Below are 17,517 nucleotides of genomic sequence, written 5' to 3' on the forward strand. Positions count from 1 at the left end.
GGCAGGAGGGTGAGACCCCACGTAGCCCTTGTGCCCCAGCAGGCATCGCCTCCCCCGCGTAAAGCGGTCATACAACCGGCACGCTTTTTATTCTAAGAGGCTTTCAAGAAAAAACTCTAGTGGATTATTCTTAGTCCTACAAATAGGGACTCTCATGCTTCGCTTTCAATTGCTGCCAGCGGCGTTCCACTTCATCGTTAAACATTTGAAGCATTTCTTTGCTTTCTTCCTTTAGTAAATGTTTGGTTTTCCCCATCATCTCTAACCAACCAGTTACGTCAATTCGCTTGTTCTTTTCTTCCGGATTATACGTTACCGTTGTAATGCCACGTTCCACTTCATAAAGAGGGAAGAAGCAAGAGTTAACCGCAGCTTCCACAATCGACTGACCAAGTTGGTCTTTTGACTTCCAGTTTAAAGGACAAGTGATTAATATTTTCCCATACACGAGACCGACATTTTGTGCGTACCATTGTGCTTTCGCTGCTTTTTTCAATAAGTCACGATCAAAAGCTTCTGTGCCAGTGAAAACATAGGAAATATGAGTAGCAGCCATAATTTGGGCAGTGTCTTTATGATGGAACGGTTTACCATTTTGGAAACTACCAACATTAGAAGTACTCGTCATATGTCCCATCGGTGTAGAGTAGGAGAGTTGACTTCCTGTATTCATGTATCCCTCGTTATCATATTCTAAAATGATCATTTTATGGTTTCGTAAAGCAGTCCCAATTGCTGGCCCCATTCCGATATCCATACCGCCGTCACCAGTTACCATCACGAAAGTAAAGTCATCGCTCAATCCGAGCTCTTCAAACTCGCCACGACGTTTTCGTTCATGGAACATTTCCACAAGTCCTGATAAAGTAGCTGAACCATTTTGGAAAAGGTTATGAATGTACGTAGCTTTATGAGAGCTATAAGGATAACCCGTCGTAACAACCATCGCACAACCAGTGTGGAAAAGGGCAACAATGTCACCTTCGATTCCTTTAAAGAACAATTCTAACCCAGAGAAAATTCCACAGCCAGGACATGCGCCATGACCAGAAGCGATACGTTTAGGTTTTTTCGTTAAACTTCGTAACGGTGGAATTTTAACTTTCAACTCACCGGTATCTTGATCAGGCGTAACGGTAATTAACCCAGTTTTCAAATCTTCTTTTTTCAAAGGTTCAACCACTCGTTTTGGAGCTAGTTCAGGATTACCTGGAGTATGCCCATAATAATCAAATTGCTTTTCCACCATATCGACTTCAACAGCATCAAGAGCTAATTCAAAAAACTTCTCCGCATCATCGGCATAAAAATCTTTGCCACCTAAACCGTAAACTCGATTAATTACTTTCGTATTTATGTTTCCATACGTTTGAAGAGTTGCACGAACTTCAAGTGCCATGTTACCGCCATGTGCTCCATAAGAGTCAGCACGATCTCCAACGGTTACAGCTTTTACATTTTTCAACACTTCCGCTAATTGCTTTTGTGGGAAAGGTCGGATCATATTTGGAGAGATGACCCCAGCTTTTACCCCTTGCTCACGGATGCGATCTGCAACATCCTTACAAACTTCAGCAGCCGAGTTCAGCATAAACACGGCAACCTCAGCATCTTCCATTCGATACAAATCAAGAACTGGATATTCACGACCTGTTAGCTCCGCGTATTCTTTAGAAATACGCTCAAAAACCCGTTCCGCATTATACATTGCCTCTGACTGCTGATAACAGTTATTAATGTAATCCGGTTCATTCATGTAAGGGCCAACAGTAACAGGGTTTTCTCTATCCAATGTGTGAGGGAAGTCCGTTCTGACTGGTCCAATAAAGGATTGAACATCCTTTTTATCTTTCAGCACTTTTACACGACGTTTTTGATGTGAAGTAAAATAACCGTCAAACGAAACAATAACTGGTAAGCGAACTTCTGGATCTTCTGCTAGTTTAATAGCTAAAATGTTCATATCATATACAATCTGAGGGTCTCTTGCCATTAAAATTGGCCATCCTGTATTTAAGGCAAAATAAAGATCGGAATGGTCTCCATGAATATTTAACGGCCCAGAGACAGAACGGTTTACTAGATTAAGTACCATCGGAAAGCGCGTGCCAGATTGAACTGGTAATTGCTCAAGCATAAATAAAAAGCCGTTTGCACTAGTGGCATTAAATACTCGTCCACCACCAGTAGAAGCACCGTAACAAATACCAGCAGAACCATGCTCTCCATCGGCAGGAATTAATACGATATCATGTTCTCCTTTAGCTTTCATCCCATCTAAAAATTGCGCAACCTCAGTAGAAGGGGAGATTGGATAATAACCCATTACATGATAGTTAATTTGATGCGCAGCATAAGCCGCCATTTCATTACCTGATTCAAAAACGACACTTTGTTCCACAGTGCCAGTAGGAAGACTTTTATTTTCACTTTTTACATCTATGCTCAACGGAAATCCACCTTTCTATTATTTAATCACTCTCTCATTTGACTAATTGAAACAAATGGGGAACTCGGTTTTCTTCAGCGTACCCATCATCAAGTTCACGCTCTTCTGTAAGCGCTTCCACAGGACAGGCGTGTACACACTTCAAACAGCCTTTACAATATTGATAGTCAATACCTTGTAAAAACATTTGTGGGCGACCACGCTTATCCGGTTTTTCTTCCCATACAAAACAAAAATCAGGACAAACTGTATCGCAAGCAGCACAATTAATGCATTTATCGTCATGAAAATGTGGGAGCATACCAGCTCGAGAAATACTTAAATCTTTTAAAATACTATTTCCAGGGTTTGTGACCATGCCACCTATTGGTTGTGTTTTGTAACCAAGTATAGGCTCAGGTCGTAAGAAAGGAGCAACATCTAAACCTTCTGGAGCATCATATGTTTTAAACTCCACTTCATGATAACCTCTGTCAAACGTTCGGATGTTTGGTTCTACTAGGTGAGGATACTTTGTTTCAAATGTACGGCGAATCGTATTGCGCATCGATTCAGGATCTAAAAAATTTAAAACTCTGTATAGTGCACCTAACATCGCTGTATTCACTTTCGTTTGTTCTTCTAAGGCGATTTCCGTCGCATCAACAACGGCAATTACTCCACCTTGAATGTTCATTAATTCTTTCAGTTGTTCTGGGGATTTTTTTGAGTTTACTAAGATGGTGCTGTCTGGATAAATACCGCTTGTACAATTAATTGTTTTAAAAAGTGCATCATGGAATATTCCGACTACATGAGGACGTTCAATAGGTGTGGTGTCGCGAATAGTAGTGTCAGGATCACAAAAACGAATATGCGCTTTAACTGGTGATCCCTTTTTTTCTGAACCATAGGAAGAAAAGCCAATGCCATTTAGACCGTTTCCAACAACGCCATCTTCTGATAACATTTTCCCAGCTAAGTTGGCTCCTAATCCACCAATCGACTCAAGACGAATTTCAAAAAAACCTAAGTCATTTACTTTAGGTAACTGTGTCAAAAAAGATTCCTCCAATCTTATGTAGTAATTTTTAGTTCAGTTGAGTTCATCATTGTATTTCGTTTACTGAAAAAAGAATATCAATTGTTAATACTGTGATTTGTCCTTATTATGTTTATATTTACCAAGCATTAACTAGTTAATATTCGTTTTTCGGTTACTAGAAATACATTATGAAACTTCGTTGTTGTAAAATTTAGATAATTCAAACAATTTTACAACTAAATTGTAACAGGAGGAGATTGGAAATACAACAGATTTATGTACAAAATATATATTTTAAGAGTATTATAGCTTTTAAGAATGTTTGCTCCCTAAATTTCGACACTCTGTATTAGTACATGAGTTTATTGTGTTGTAACAGATGGTAAATTAAAAAAACCTATCTCATTTAATAGATAGTTTTTTATAGTAGATCCATTTCTTCCGCAAAATTCGTTTTCAGTATTAGTAGATATGTTCTTACATTTGTATGTAACATGGTATTGTACTTGAACATGTTTTTATGTTTGTTTTGCCCTTCTTCTAGATTGTCTATTTTGTCTGAAAAATTAAACTCCTTTTGCTTAAAAAAGTAATTAAATAGCTATACTATAATAGCTAATAAAGTATGAGGTGAAAGATATGTTACATTATATAAGAAAAGGTAGTGGAGAACCCTTAGTGTTAATTCATGGTTTTCTTGGAACGCATGAAGATTATAATAAAGTTATTGACAAACTAGCAGAAACGAATGATGTTATCGCGATAGATTTGCCAGGGCATGGGAAATCGAAGCTGCCAGACACAGTTCACACTGTATATAATTATGCGGAAGAAATCTTAAAACTTCTTCACCATTTAAACATTCCAAAAGCAACATGGATAGGTCAGTCATTTGGCGGGTATATCACTTATGCTGCAGCAGATAAGTATAAACAACATTTATTTAGAGCTGCCGCTGTATATTCTACCCCAGCATCTGATGATACAGAAACGAAAAAAACTCGAGAACTGAATATAAAGGTTATAAAAATTGAAGGTATTCCTTCCTTTGCAGAAGCAAGAATACAGAGTTACTTTTGTGAACAAGGTAATATAAATGACATTCAAACAGCAATTCAATTAGCAAAACAAACATCCAAAGAGGGTGCTATTAGAGCGCTAATTGCGATGAGAGATCGACCGAATCAAACGATACTTCTTGATACATTGGATATTCCATTTTTAATTATCCGTGGTACCCGAGATAATTGGGATGGAGAATTCAAAACATCAAACCCTTCTAATTATGTAACAATTAGAGATACAGAAACATCTCATATGGGAATGTTAGATAATCCTAATGAGTTTTTGGATGTAATCAACAAGTGGTTAAATACAAAGGGTAACAGTTGAACCAATTACTATTCATTGAGTAATTGGTTTTTTGTGTGAGTTAACTTCAAGATGGCGTTCCGCTTATTCAATAGCTAATTTCGTTTTATTAATTGATTCCGTTTCACTTTGTTTTTTCTACTATATGAGAAACGAATAATTACAACATAAGTGACCGAAGCGGAGTGCAAAGTGACCGAAGCTTGATGCAAAGTGCCGAAGTAAGAGTCAAAGTGACCGAAGCCGGGTGCAAAGTGACTGAAGCGGAGTGCAAAGTGATCGAAGCTTGATGCAAAGTGCCGAAGTAAGAGTCAAAGTGCCGAAGTAAGAGTCAAAGTGACCGAAGCGTGGTGCAAAGTGACCGAAGCGAGAGTCAAAGTGACCGAAGCGGAGTGCAAAGTGACCGAAGCCGGGTACAAAGTGACCGAAGCGGAGTGCAAAGTGACCGAAGCCGGGTACAAAGTGACCGAAGTCGGGTGCAAAGTGACCGAAGCAGAGTCCAAAATGAACAAGTTTAGAGGTAAGCGTTATTGCAAAAATCCAGGTTAATAAATGACACTCTAGCCTTAAATAAATTATAATAAAAGCATATACATACAAAGGTGGAGGAGAAATGGTCATCGAAAACATTCTTGTTGCTGGAATCTATGAAGAACAATTTAATAGACAGTTACCAAACGAAACGAATCATAACTATCGATTTATCCCTTTAGAAAAGATTACGATTGAAGACCTAAAATGGGCAGATGTCTATGTTGGTTCAAAACCATGTGAAAATTTTAATCTAAAACATCTCAATTGGGTACATACATTTAACGCCGGAGTTAACAACTTCTTAGAAATTCGAGGGTGGGAACAAAACAAAATCCTCCTAACAAGAACAGTTTCTTCTTTCGGTCAAAGAATAAGTGAATATTGTTTAAGTTACATTTTAAAAGACCTTCAGCTTCATACCTTTTTTGCTGAAAATCAACATTACAAAAAATGGATACCAAAAACGCCTAAAATGATAAAAGATATGTCCATCCTTGTTTACGGAACAGGTGAAATCGGACAAGAAGTAGCGAGAACTTTCAGCTATTTCGGTGCTGAAGTACACGGGGTTTCCCAAAGTGGCAAGCAAAAAGAACATTTCAGAAAAATTGTGAAAGTAGAAGAAGCTTCTTCCTTTGTCGAGAAAGCAGATTGGATTATAAGTACACTGCCGCTAACAAAAGACACGAAAGAACTTTTTAATAAGAGGTTCTTTGAAAATATGAATGGAGCATCTTTTATTAACGTTGGTAGAGGAGCGACTGTGGACGAACTTGCTTTAATAGAAGCTCTTAACAATGGAAATGTAGCACACGCCGTTCTTGACGTGTTAACCACAGAACCATTACCTGAACAATCGGAACTTTGGAGTAGAGAAGATGTAACAATCACCCCACACATTTCGGCGGTAACAGAAATAGGAGAAGCAATAGCATGCTTTTTAGACACGCTTGAAAGAATAGAAAACAATTTAGATTTAATTAACAGTGTGGACTTTAGTAGAGGATATTAAATATCATTTTCGTAATGATTATTGCTGTAACTATGTTTAAAACCTAAAGTGGAATGCAGCGGAATGTAACGCCAATGTGTTTTTGCAGCAAGTGTATTAAAATAACAAAGCCGAGGCAAAATGGTGCCTCGGCCAGTTCTTTATTTTTACCATTGAAAAAATAGCTTTAATGACATCGTAATCGTAGTATAAGATACAACCCCAATTAAAAAAGTAAAAAAATGCGCTTCATTATCAGGTGGCAATTCGTACTTAAGGACGTTTAATATCATCGCTCCAGCAATAAAGGCAAAAATGATAGATTCCATAACAGGAGACAAATTTAACAACATCCCCATGCCCCAACCTAAAACAATCCCTAAAGTTAGTACATATCTTCCAACCTTATTATAGATATCCGCATATTCTCTCCATAAGTCGTGAGCTACAGCAATAAAATGCATCCCCACTGCTAGCCCGTAAAAAATAGCTTGTATTCCAGCAACATTATGAGAAATAACCGTATAAGAAACTAACATATTGTAGATTCCAAAAAACAATATTTGAAGCCAAAAAAGAGATCTCGCTTTTTCCGTCTTGTTATCCATTTGAGCTTTTCTAACAACTTTTTGAACTCCGTAGAACATTAAAACTCCAACCAAGCCAACAAAATATAATTCAGATGGCATCGTTAAATGATCATAATATTGCTTTACTAGAATTTGCTCCTTATGTAGAGTGGGTAACACATACACAAAAACATAAGAAACGGCTAACCCGCCAGAGAAAGAAAACCATTTCAAACGGTGTATACGATTAGAGGGAATGAATTTATTCGCAAGTAGATGTATTAATATAAAAGCAATCCCCATCAAAAAGGCATCTAGCGTCATAAAAAACCTCCATCACATACTGCTTTTATGAAATAATATGGCACGCCTTTAAAACCTATGCCACACGTCGAATAACTTCCTTCCTAAAATACCATTTTAAAACGGTCGGCACAAATAGAATAATAATTAAGATGCGAATTAGTTGAAGGGCACTTACAACCGCAGGATCTCCTCCAACAAATGAGGCTGTTAAAACCATCTCAATTAAACCACCTGGCGCTATACTTAAGATAGCGGTAGCTAAATTTAAACTAGTGAAATACGCTAACAAACCTCCTAAAGCAAAAGAAATAAGGATCAATAACAAGGAAACACCAAAATAGACGAAACTATATTTCCCACCTAACTTTAGATCTTCAAAAGATATATTTTTTCCTAATCCAACCCCAACTGATACTTGTGCACAAATTAATAGAATAGAAGGAATGGATGCCATTTCCACAACACCAATATTTAAAAAAGCTACAACAGCTAATGGACCAACAACTATCCCTGCTGGCAACCTATCCCGAACTAAAACCCCAACTATGACAGGAATCAAATATAGGAAATAGGTATATGGAGAAGATGTTCCAGCTTGATTAGTAAGTGCGGCGGTACTTGTTTGTTGTACGCTAAAAAAATACATAATAAAAGCAGGAACAGTAAATAAAACAGTCATTAATCTTACTGTTTGAAAAATGACTACATACGAAGTCTTTGCGTTAAGAGCTTCGCTTGCAATCACCATTTCCGATAAACCACCTGGTATGGATCCAAACACACTAGTAACTTTGTCTACTTGTATCCATTTCGTTACGTAAATAGCAACTGCGATACTACAGGCAATAAGAACGATTGTTGATAATAAATATGGAAAAATATATGGCCCAATCGTGTAGAACGTATCCATTGTAAAATATAATCCAAAATAGATTCCAAGAATCATAAATCCGGAGTTTTTTAATATATTCGGCCAATAAACCTCTCTCTTTGTTACACCTTGCCATACTAAAATAAAAGACAAAGCACCAAGAACCCACGGAAGAGGTAAGTTAAGCAAGAAAAATATATACCCACCAATAACGCCTATCGCCATGGTCTCAATTAAACGCAACAAGTTATTTAATTTCATAAAAACAAACCCACCTAAACTTTTTCGTATTACGAAATATTATACAGGAAAATTAACTTAAATAGTACGAATTGTATATTAAACGTTGATTTCAGCTGTAGGTGTTCGTTTTCCGCGAGCGGTAAAAAGGAAGGTTATTTTCACTATCGTGAAAAAAACCTACTCCTCGGCGCTTTTGCGCCTGTGGGATCTCCTTTGACGCGCTTTCCCGCAGGAGTCTCACACCTACAGCTGAAATCAACTTATTCACGTTGGAATATTAATGCTATTTTTAAATCTTCATCTTAATCAACAGCGGTCTTTCCTAAAGCAAAAAAAGTTTTTTAAAACAAGTAACTATTTCTCCAACCCCTACGTCTATAGATTTGAAAAAGAAAAACAAAAATAAATAAAAGGGGTCATAAAAATGATTACACGAAAATTATGTTTATTCCTATCGTTTTTACTCACATTTAGTTTACTAGTAGGCTGTGGGTTAAGTACAAATTCATCTGGAAGTAGCAATGGATCAGACAAAGAAAAAAATCCATTCCATACAACGATTGAAACAAATGAAGAGAACGGAAAGGTAATAGTTCGCTATAAAGTGAAAAACACTTCCGAAACAGAACAAAAACTAACTTTCCCAAGTAGCTTAGAAGCGGATTACATTTTATTTGACAAAAGCGGAAACAAAATAATCCAACTATCTGACGACATAATGGCTACTCAAGCAATAAAAGAAGTAACTTTGGCAAAAGGTGAAGAGCTATTCTTTGAGTTTATTATCGAGAATCTTGTAAATGGCGAATATGTAGTCGAAGTATTTTTAACAGCGGATAAAGAGCAAACAAAAGTTTCTATGGATGTTAAAGTGGAAAACTCCACATTAGTTAGAGCTGAAGGGGTATTAGTAGGTTTAGCTGACAGCCATACAGTAGAAATTATCGTAGATGGTAACCCAATTGCTTATCAATTATCAGATTTAGCAAAGGAACAAGTAGAGTCTATTAATGAGAAGGACGAAGTAGAGTTTTACTACACAGACGGGGAACAAGATGTAAGAACAATAACGACGTTCCTAAATATAAACTAATTAAGAAGAGAGCTATCGAGAAAGAGGCGATAACTCTCTTTTCTATTGTACCTGCTGCATAAATCTACTGTATAATGAACTAGAATACGGAAGATGGAAGGACTATATATTTTGAATACAATCTTAAATTACGTATACAACTACACGTGTGAACCAAATGAAAGTTCTCTGTGTGACTTAGAAAAACGAACCATTTTCGGAATGCAATCTGAAGAAAGATGTTTTGAAAGCACAATAGAATTTAACCCGAGTAGAAGTCCCTTTATTCGGGAGCGAATAGATGTACTAATTAAAGCAACACATTTTCAAGAGTTAATCGAAAAAGCGAAAGCTCTAACAGAAACTGAACAAACGTATAAAGTGAAGTATGTTCATAATGTAGACCATACAGAAGCAGAAAAGGCTTCTTTCAAAAAAAGACGTGACTTAGAAAGAGTAGTAGGAATGCAAGTACCTGGAGAGCCAGATTTATTAAATCCGGATGTAACATACGGGTTAATCCAACATAACGATCATTGGTATTTAGGATACTACCATAAAAGTGAGGCTGTATGGCTTCATCATCAAAACAAACCGAACAGCTACTCCGTTGCATTGAACACGAGAGTGGCAAGGTCGGTAGTAAACATCGCAGTTCCACAACCTAACCCAACTTCTATAAAAGCGATTGATCCTTGTTGTGGAGTAGGTACTGTATTAGTGGAAGCATTATCTATGAATATTAATATGGTTGGAAGCGATGTGAATCATTTGATCCTTCCGAGTGCGAGAGAAAATATTGCCCATTTCGGTTACCATACTTCCGTCATAGTAAAAGACATTCGTGACATTACAGAAAAATATGATGTTGCAATAATAGACTTACCTTATAACCTTTGTTCGGTTATAACTCCACAGGAACAATTAGAAATGCTACAAAGTACATATAGCTTTGCTCCAAAACTCGTTATTATAACTGTTGAACCGATCGATGAAATTTTGCAAGAAGCAGGCTTTAGGATTGTGGATAGAGGAGAAGTGAAAAAAGGTTCGTTTACAAGGGAGATTATTGTAGCGGTAGGGAAAATATAGTAAACAAGGCTGGGACAAATCCAGGTGAATGAAATGAAAGAGGCTCGAAAGAACATTTTTTTGTTCTTTCGGGTCTCTACTTACTGATGGAACAAAGGTTTAAGCCAATACGAAAGATTGTTCGAGATTACTCTCTCCAAAAGAACATCATCACCTTCATGAAGTTCAAGTGGAACAAATTTTTAAGGCCGATTGAACTTCATAGGCCAGATGAAGTTCAAGTGGAACAAATTTTTCAGGCCAGATGAATTTCATAGGCCATATGAAGTTCAAGTGGAACAAATTTTTAAAGCCAGATGAACTTCATAGTCTTTATGAAGTAGAACTAAAACAAACATTTAAGAGAAGAAGAACGTCACGTAGGCTTATTAGTTCCAGCCTCGTATTTATCGTATTGCCCCATAAGGTAAAACCGCATGTACGCCTTTTACCCCATTCACCACTTGCGTAATGCGTAAATCTACCGCGACACTGGCTAAACCAGTGGCATTTTCTTTACTAATACCATACAAATCTTGCATTAGCTTAACCATTTCATCTAATGCTACGCCTGCTGCTTCATTTAAATTTTCATGAAATCCAAACGTAATCCATCCTGAGGGAGTTTTCGCTCTCGGAAGATTCAAGTCCATATCCTCATGCAAAATAAGTGTGACATCTACAAAATCCATCGGGCATTCTATTGCTGTACCAGAACTTTCTCCATCACCTTGTAGGGCATGCCCATCTCCAATAGAAAAAAGAGCTCCATCAACAGCAATTGGTAAGAATAAGCTGCTACCCTTTACTAATTCTTTACAATCAATATTTCCACCACAATAACGAGGAGGTGAGGTCCTATGAACGCCAGGCTCTGCAGGCGCTACGCCCATTAATCCCATAAATGGAGAAAGCCCAACACGAAACTCACGTCCATCAATATCACAACAACCTGTCATTGTTTTTGCATCAAGTTTCCAGTCTAACTGAATACCCTCACAGTCAACTAAACCTAACTTTTCATTTTGCCAACTTTTCCCTCCACCAGCCCAATTCACACCATACCAACCTGGTTTAAGGTCATTTGTTCTAACTTCCAACACCATACCAGCCTTAGCACCTTCTACTGCAATCGGACCAAAGATAGGATGTCCTGGCTTTTCTTCTTTTTCCCTTGACTGATATATTTTTCTTTCGGTTCCCTCTGAACCCGAATAGCCCCATTGAATATCTAGAGTTTGTAATTGTATCGAGTCTCCAGACTGAACCGTTAAAATAGGTTCATAGTCTTTACTAAATGAACCGTGTATATTTCTTTCATCTATCTCAATCTTATGTATCATATTCACCGTCTCCTAAGATAAGATTTATTTAAATTTCGTACTACGAAATAGTATACAACACTTTTTTGGAAAGTAGGTTCTATATTTTAAAGAATATAAAGAATTGAAATATAAAGGGAATTAACAATAGGTTGTACAATTTAGATATAGGTAGAAATGTAATGAATAGCCATTTAGTAAATTTATAGTTAGAATATAAAAATAACGTATAGACATTAAAGGAGAGAATTAATTTGACAACTATAAAAGAAGGATTCATTGAAGTTACTGGTGGGAAAGTTTGGTATCAAAAACATGAGAGTGAAAAAAATACAACACCAGTCATTGTGTTACATGGTGGTCCAGGTTCGTCGCATTACTCATTACAAGGTTTAAAAGTACTATCTGAAAATCGTACAGTCATTTTATATGATCAACTAGGTTGTGGGAATTCGGATCGTCCATCAGACAAATCCTTATGGAATCTAGAAAGATTTGTAGAGGAATTAGAACAAATAAAAGAGGCACTTTCACTAGAAGAATTTCATATTTTAGGTCACTCTTGGGGGACAACGCTTGCAGCAGCGTATTATTTAAAAAAACCAGATGGAGTGAAGAGTATTATCTTTTCTAGCCCGTGCCTAAGTGCACCATTATGGGCGGAAGACCAAGAGGAAAATAGAAAATTGTTACCTGTTGAAGTGCAACAAACATTAAAGAAGTGTGAGGAAAATGGAACTACCGATTCAGAAGAATACAAAGAAGCAACGAAAATATTTAATCAGCATTTTGTATGTAGACTGGATCCAATTCCTGAGTTTCTAAAAAAGGGCCAACAGTATAGAAATCCAGAAGTATACAATACGATGTGGGGCCCATCGGAATTTCATGTAACAGGCAATCTAAAAGATTTTGATTGTACGTCTGAATTAAAAAATATTCAAGTTCCTACTCTTTACACATGTGGTTGTTATGATGAAGCAACACCGAAATCAACGGAATACTTTAGCTCATTAACGCCAAATGGCAAGTTCCATGTGTTTGAAAAAAGTGCCCATATGCCATACATAGAAGAAACTAATGAATTCTTACAAGTGGTAAACAAATTTTTACTTGAAGTCGGAGAAAATCATTAATTAAACGTACTGTGCAAACTAAACGATACCCTGTCGTAAGTAATCTTACTTGTGATGGGGGATTTCTTTTTCAAACGAACGATCAAACCCCTTACAACTAAAGTAGTAGAAGTAATACATTCTAAAGCTGCAATACTAACTTTGTTTTTCCTGTTAAAGTATTTGTAAGGGGTGAACGAAATGAAAATATTGAAAATAACATTAAAAACATCTGAGTTACACAACACAATTGCTTTTTACAACAACGTTTTAGAGCTTCCCATAGTACGTAAATGGGAAAGTGGTGTAACATTTCAAGTCGGTAAGTCTCATTTAACTTTTTTACAAGAAGGTGGAAGTAAAACATATTATCACGTAGCTTTCAGAACAAACTCTATGCACTTTGATGCAATGTATAATAAATTAAACAATTTAGGGGCATTGTTGCAAAATGAAGATGGAAATACGAGCATGTTTTGGAAAGGAAAACAATTATACTTTCTAGATCCTAGTGGAAATGTATTTGAAATTTTAGAGAGGGAAAATCCATATGACCATCAAATCGATGGCTTTTATGATATTTGTGAAATAGGCATTCCTTCACATTCAGTGGAAGAAATGAGTCAATATTTAAATAGTATCCCTAGTTTAATTAACTCTGAAAGTGATACGTTCCGTTTTTTTGGTGATGAATTAGGCGTATGCGTATTAGTGATAAAAGGTCGACACTGGTATCCGACTAGTAAGGAATCACAAATAGACCCACTTATGATAGAGGTAGAAGGGGATATAGAAAAAACCTTACAGCATCCTAAATATCCTTACACAATCAAAATTAAAAAGCCTGAATGGTGGTGATCTGTCATTCGAGTGGAATCTAGATTAATAATTAGTGGAAAGAGTCGAGGTACTAGTTACCTCGACTTTTTTTGAGTTCACATTTAATAAAGAGTATGGGTAAAAAGTAGTGTTTAAATATTTATTAATAAAAATGTATATTTATTCTTTCCAAACTCGAAGTAATCTGCTATTCTTTTCTAGTAATCTTAAAAAATAGGAGTTGTAGAAAAAGATGAAAAGAATAGTTTCATTATTTACCGCAATTGTATTGCTTGTATCTCTGTACGTACCTATTACACCGACAGTACAAGCAAACTACACACAAGAAGTTACACAAGCTATAGAATTAGAAGTAAGTAAGTCGATTTTTTCTTTTACTGAAGTAAGAACGGTAGAAGTACAAGCTGACTTTGGTGAGAATGTAGATTTAAGCCAACTGAAGTTCACATTCGGAGGAAAAGATCTTTCAGAATGGAAAAAGTGGACTAGTGGCACAAACTTTAACGGTGCACCAATCATTACGGTAGTAGAAGCACCGCATTTTGTTGAAGACACTACGGTAGTAAAAGCAACATTAGAATTTGGCTTACCATTTAACACGACAAATCTATCTAATAGAACGATTCGTGTACAATATCCTCAATTAATTGGAGATTATGAGTTAGCTCTAATTAACAAAGATACAAATGAAAAAGTAGCAACAACAGTTAAATGGAATGTATATGATGAATTTTTATTCAACGAAGAAATAAAGCCAGCAATTGATGAAGTATTTGCAAAAGCGAGTGCAGATGTAGAAAACAGTCGCTACATAGAATATGAATCAGTAGGTAAATCTGTTGAAGGTCGTGACATACATTTCGTAGTATTAGCAAAAGACAAAGCAGCAGTAGACAAATATTTAAATGAAACATTACCAACAGCACTAGAGAATCCTGCAAGTTTAATAGAAAAGCTACAAAATGGAACAATGAAAGATTACCAAGTTCCGATCTGGTTTAACAACATCCACCCTGATGAAGTAGAAGGGGTAGATGCGCAAGTTGCATTGTTCAAGAAATTTGCATTAGAAAAAGAAGTAACGTTTACAACATCTGATGAAGAAAATAAAGAAAAACAAGTTACATTAAATGTAGATGAAGTGTTAGAAGATGTGATTATGCTTTATTTATTCACAAGCAATCCAGATGGAAGAGTGGCAAATACGAGAGCAAATGTTAATGGTTTCGATTTAAACCGTGACAATGCTTATCAAACACAAGTAGAAACTCAAGCAGTAAATGAAGTTATTGCAAAATGGACACCGTTATCGTTCCTTGATATGCATGGTTATGTAAATGGTTTCTTAATTGAACCAACTACTCCACCTCATAATCCGAACTTTGAATATGATTTGTTACATGGAAGCATGATTTCTCAAGCACATGCGATGGGTAAAGCGGGTGTAGGTAACTCAAACTTAACTTCTTATTTCATTCCTAAGCTAAGTTGGGAAGATGGTTGGGATGACATGACACCAGCCTATACAGCTGTATTCTCTATGTTACACGGATCCCTTGGACATACGATTGAAGTGCCAACTTTAAGCCAAGATTCCCTACATGCGATGGTTGGTACAGGTTACGGAGCAACATTATTTGTAACAGAAAACAAAGACGAACTATATAAGAAGCAATTAGAAGTATTTAAACGTGGGGTTAATGGAGAGGACAATCGTGCCGTTGATCCATATTATGTTAACGCTAAAGGCGAATCAATCGGACGTGTACGAGGAGAGAACGAAAGCTTCTTCCCAGATTATTACGTAATTCCTACTGGGAAAAACCAAAAGAATGTATTAGAAGCAGAAAAAATGGTTCAATACTTACTTCGTAACGGTGTGAAAGTAGAAAAAACGACAGAATCTACTACAGTAAATGGAACTACATATCCAAAAGGAACGTTTGTAGTCCCTATGAAGCAAGCAAAACGCGGATTAGCAAACGCAGTTCTTTATAAAGGCGATGATGTATCTGATTGGGGAGCTATGTATGATCCGATTGTCGTAAACTTCCCTGCTTTAAGAGGTTTTGATATTCATGAAATTAGAACTTCTGGTGCTTTTACAAAAACAGTAGAATTAGCAAAAGTTGAATTAACGAAAGGTACAATTGTAGGAAATACACCAAAACAAGCGTTAAAAAATTCAAACAACGATACAATTAAATTAGTTAATGAACTACTGAAAAATGGTAAAGAAGTGCAAGTAGCATTAAAAACGAATAGTGGGGTTAATAAAGGCGATTTCATTGTGAACTCTGCAGACTTACTACCATATGTAAATGTGTTTTATTTTGAAGCAACATCTCTAGTAAACACCAAAAATATGAAAACGAACAAACTATCAAAACCAAATGTTGCAGTAACGGGTTCTGCACAACTTTTATATTCGGTTAAAGAGCTTGGATTTAACGTTGTAGATGTCGCTTCTTCAGATGTCGTTGTAAGTGATAACAACTCATTCAATGTTAACAACATCGCTGGAAAATCGTATATTGGTATTGGCCGTTCAGCTTTACTAGCAGTTCAAAAGAACGGTTTACTTCCTGGTTATTCTTACGGATTTACAAATGGTACACATGAAGGGTTAGTTCATGCTAAAGTAAATAATCACTTATTAACTGCTGGTTACAACGAAAATGAATTATTATACGTTACATCTGGATCATGGATTAATTCTGTTCCAGAAGGAGCGGAAGTATTAGCTTCATTTAGCGATCAAGATGATTTTTATGTATCTGGTTGGTGGCCAAAACACGACGGTGCAAAAGGGAAAATAATGGCCTTTACAAAAGAATTAGAAAACACAACGATTACGTTATTCGCCAATTCCTTAGCATTCCGTGCTCACACAGAACATAGTTACCGCCTACTTGCAAACAGTATTTATGCTGCAGTAGGAGAAGAAGTAGAAAACGTAGAAAATGATTCAAAAGTAATCACAGTAGAAGACCTTAATATGGATTTAATAAAAGAACAAGGTAACACACTTGTTGTAAGTAACGGAGAATCTATCACATCTGCAGCATTACAAATTCTATCTCAAGAACTAGAAAACGCGAAGTTATTAATTGAATTAGATGGGCAAAAAATAAACATTCCGCTTTCTGCATTAAAATTAGAGGAAGACTTTGTTTACACGGTAGAAGATGTGACAGCCCAATTTACAGATGCAAAAAGTAAAGTGTATGATATTGAAATTTCCAACTTAACCGGAACAGTAAATGTATCTTTCCTAGTAGAAGCATCTAAAGTGACAGATAAAAAATTATTAAAAGTTATATATGTAGACAGCCAGGGTAATCGTGAAGTGAAAGCGACTACTATTACAGATTTAGATAATGGTTACTATGAAGTTTCTGCATCAGTAAACCATTTTAGTATTTATGGTGTTTTTGAAGTTGTTGAAGAAGAGGAACCAGTAACAGGTGAAGAACCACCGGTAAATGAAGAAAATCCAGCTACAGGTGAAGAGCCACCAACAACTGGAAAACAACCAGAAGAGACTAAAGCACCAAAAACAAAAGAGGAAACTAAGAAAGATAAAACAAAGGATGGTTCAACTCCAGCAAAAGACGGTAAAAAACTTCCTGGTACAGCAACAACAATCTATAACACGATACTAATAGGGTTAGGATTACTACTAGTAGGTGTGATGTTTATCTTGTTTAAAAGAAAGAGAAAACTAGCTTAATAGAAA

General features: G+C 36.3%; 12 protein-coding genes. 7 read left to right on the top strand and 5 right to left on the bottom strand.

What is annotated here, in order from left to right; genetic code table 11:
• Positions 1–136: 136 nt before the first annotated feature.
• A complete protein-coding gene (locus CDZ92_RS04405) occupies positions 137–2,449 on the bottom strand; it encodes a thiamine pyrophosphate-dependent enzyme (protein ID WP_096153880.1) in 2,313 nt (770 codons plus the stop codon).
• 34 nt (positions 2,450–2,483) lie between these two features.
• Positions 2,484–3,488 carry a 2-oxoacid:acceptor oxidoreductase family protein gene (locus CDZ92_RS04410; RefSeq protein ID WP_096153882.1) on the bottom strand — a complete coding sequence of 335 codons (1,005 nt, stop codon included), beginning with the start codon at positions 3,486–3,488 and terminating at the stop codon, positions 2,484–2,486.
• Positions 3,489–4,112: 624 nt separating this feature from the next.
• On the opposite strand from CDZ92_RS04410, the gene CDZ92_RS04415 reads away from it, so the two are divergent.
• Positions 4,113–4,865, top strand: a complete 753-nt coding sequence (locus CDZ92_RS04415) for an alpha/beta fold hydrolase (protein ID WP_096153884.1) — start codon at positions 4,113–4,115, stop codon at positions 4,863–4,865.
• A 592-nt stretch (positions 4,866–5,457) separates the two neighbouring features.
• Complete coding sequence (locus CDZ92_RS04425) at positions 5,458–6,390, top strand: D-2-hydroxyacid dehydrogenase (protein ID WP_096153887.1); 933 nt, start codon at positions 5,458–5,460, stop codon at positions 6,388–6,390.
• A gap of 146 nt (positions 6,391–6,536) precedes the next feature.
• Here CDZ92_RS04425 and CDZ92_RS04430 read toward each other — a convergent pair whose 3' ends face one another.
• Together CDZ92_RS04430 and CDZ92_RS04435 are read right to left on the bottom strand one after the other, a co-directional pair.
• Entirely contained in the window at positions 6,537–7,262 is a 726-nt protein-coding gene (locus CDZ92_RS04430; protein WP_096153889.1) for a hypothetical protein, read from the bottom strand.
• Positions 7,263–7,317: 55 nt separating this feature from the next.
• Positions 7,318–8,376 carry an AbrB family transcriptional regulator gene (locus CDZ92_RS04435; RefSeq protein WP_176483708.1) on the bottom strand — a complete coding sequence of 353 codons (1,059 nt, stop codon included), beginning with the start codon at positions 8,374–8,376 and terminating at the stop codon, positions 7,318–7,320.
• A 406-nt stretch (positions 8,377–8,782) separates the two neighbouring features.
• On the opposite strand from CDZ92_RS04435, the gene CDZ92_RS04440 reads away from it, so the two are divergent.
• Together CDZ92_RS04440 and CDZ92_RS04445 are read left to right on the top strand one after the other, a co-directional pair.
• Positions 8,783–9,451, top strand: coding sequence for a BsuPI-related putative proteinase inhibitor (locus CDZ92_RS04440; RefSeq protein ID WP_096153891.1), 669 nt, complete (start codon positions 8,783–8,785; stop codon positions 9,449–9,451).
• A 111-nt stretch (positions 9,452–9,562) separates the two neighbouring features.
• A complete protein-coding gene (locus CDZ92_RS04445) occupies positions 9,563–10,522 on the top strand; it encodes a TRM11 family SAM-dependent methyltransferase (protein WP_227521469.1) in 960 nt (319 codons plus the stop codon).
• Between the two features lie 386 nt (positions 10,523–10,908).
• On the opposite strand, the gene CDZ92_RS04450 is transcribed toward CDZ92_RS04445, so the two are convergent.
• Positions 10,909–11,844: an acetamidase/formamidase family protein gene (locus CDZ92_RS04450; RefSeq protein ID WP_096153895.1), complete on the bottom strand. Its 936-nt coding sequence runs from the start codon at positions 11,842–11,844 to the stop codon at positions 10,909–10,911.
• A gap of 233 nt (positions 11,845–12,077) precedes the next feature.
• Between CDZ92_RS04450 and CDZ92_RS04455 the strand changes: the two genes are divergently transcribed.
• The 3 genes from CDZ92_RS04455 (at position 12,078) to CDZ92_RS04465 (ending at position 17,511) form a co-directional block, all read left to right on the top strand.
• Positions 12,078–12,959, top strand: a complete 882-nt coding sequence (locus tag CDZ92_RS04455; protein ID WP_255249779.1) for a proline iminopeptidase-family hydrolase — start codon at positions 12,078–12,080, stop codon at positions 12,957–12,959.
• A gap of 180 nt (positions 12,960–13,139) precedes the next feature.
• A complete protein-coding gene (locus CDZ92_RS04460) occupies positions 13,140–13,796 on the top strand; it encodes a VOC family protein (protein WP_096153897.1) in 657 nt (218 codons plus the stop codon).
• Between the two features lie 214 nt (positions 13,797–14,010).
• Positions 14,011–17,511 carry a M14 family metallopeptidase gene (locus CDZ92_RS04465; RefSeq protein WP_176483709.1) on the top strand — a complete coding sequence of 1,167 codons (3,501 nt, stop codon included), beginning with the start codon at positions 14,011–14,013 and terminating at the stop codon, positions 17,509–17,511.
• Positions 17,512–17,517 lie beyond the last annotated feature (6 nt).

It is taken from the genome of Bacillus sp. FJAT-45066 (assembly GCF_002335755.1).
GTDB lineage: Bacteria > Bacillota > Bacilli > Bacillales > Bacillaceae_I > Bacillus_CD > Bacillus_CD alkalisoli.

Excerpts from the sequence above, each read along its gene's own strand:
- CDZ92_RS04415 (WP_096153884.1), top strand. The coding sequence starts at position 4,113 with ATGTTACATTATATAAGAAAAGGTAGTGGAGAACCCTTAGTGTTAATT.
- CDZ92_RS04425 (WP_096153887.1), top strand. The coding sequence starts at position 5,458 with ATGGTCATCGAAAACATTCTTGTTGCTGGAATCTATGAAGAACAATTT.
- CDZ92_RS04430 (WP_096153889.1), bottom strand. The coding sequence starts at position 7,262 with ATGACGCTAGATGCCTTTTTGATGGGGATTGCTTTTATATTAATACAT.
- CDZ92_RS04435 (WP_176483708.1), bottom strand. The coding sequence starts at position 8,376 with ATGAAATTAAATAACTTGTTGCGTTTAATTGAGACCATGGCGATAGGC.
- CDZ92_RS04440 (WP_096153891.1), top strand. The coding sequence starts at position 8,783 with ATGATTACACGAAAATTATGTTTATTCCTATCGTTTTTACTCACATTT.
- CDZ92_RS04450 (WP_096153895.1), bottom strand. The coding sequence starts at position 11,844 with ATGATACATAAGATTGAGATAGATGAAAGAAATATACACGGTTCATTT.
- CDZ92_RS04460 (WP_096153897.1), top strand. The coding sequence starts at position 13,140 with ATGAAAATATTGAAAATAACATTAAAAACATCTGAGTTACACAACACA.
- CDZ92_RS04465 (WP_176483709.1), top strand. The coding sequence starts at position 14,011 with ATGAAAAGAATAGTTTCATTATTTACCGCAATTGTATTGCTTGTATCT.